The sequence below is a fragment of the Limosilactobacillus mucosae genome, from assembly GCF_046939755.1.
Taxonomy (GTDB): domain Bacteria; phylum Bacillota; class Bacilli; order Lactobacillales; family Lactobacillaceae; genus Limosilactobacillus; species Limosilactobacillus mucosae_A.
The window spans coordinates 1-558 of record NZ_JBKZAY010000090.1 but is presented as its reverse complement, the minus strand read 5'-3'; the positions used below and the strand labels follow the sequence as shown (position 1 = coordinate 558).

The window sequence follows — 558 nt, the reverse complement described above, 5'->3', positions numbered from 1 at the left end:
CCTTTCATCAGGCACTGCTAAAGGAGTTACCCTGTATGGCAATGTTTTATTTACTTTAAAAACTGGTGGCATTATTTTTATTGATGAATTGGAAAATCATTTTAATCATGCCATTGTGCAAAGCTTTATTGAGTATTTTACGAACCCAAGAATTAACAAGAAGCGGGCTACACTAATATACAGTACTCACTATTCAGAGCTGCTGAGTGATATTGAACGAAGCGATGAAATCTATATTACACGCCGTGATCCTAAGATTTCACTACTAAGGTACTCAGATGCGGATGTAAGGAAGGATCTGAATAAAACCGATGTCTTTGATTCGGATTATTTAGGTGGCACCGCGCCAGAATACGAGTCCTATCTGAAATTGCTCAAGGCTACAGAAAAGGCGGTGAAGTAAGTGATTGCTTTACTCGCCGAAGGAAGTACAGAAGAAGCGATTCTAAATGTGTTGCTTGATCATGATGCATTGAGATTTAGCCGTACTGACTTATTACAAGAAGAAGTACTGAGAGTTCGTGCAGGAAGGCTATTTGCTAAAAGATATCTTAATAA

The 558-nt window shown here is 38.4% G+C and carries 1 protein-coding gene; it reads left to right on the top strand.

The genetic code is table 11. The annotated features are described in order from the left end of the window. Positions 1 to 403 (top strand): AAA family ATPase (locus tag ACLUWI_RS10265; RefSeq protein WP_412147237.1); only part of this gene is annotated, 403 nt, incomplete at its 5' end. Positions 404 to 558: the final 155 nt, after the last annotated feature.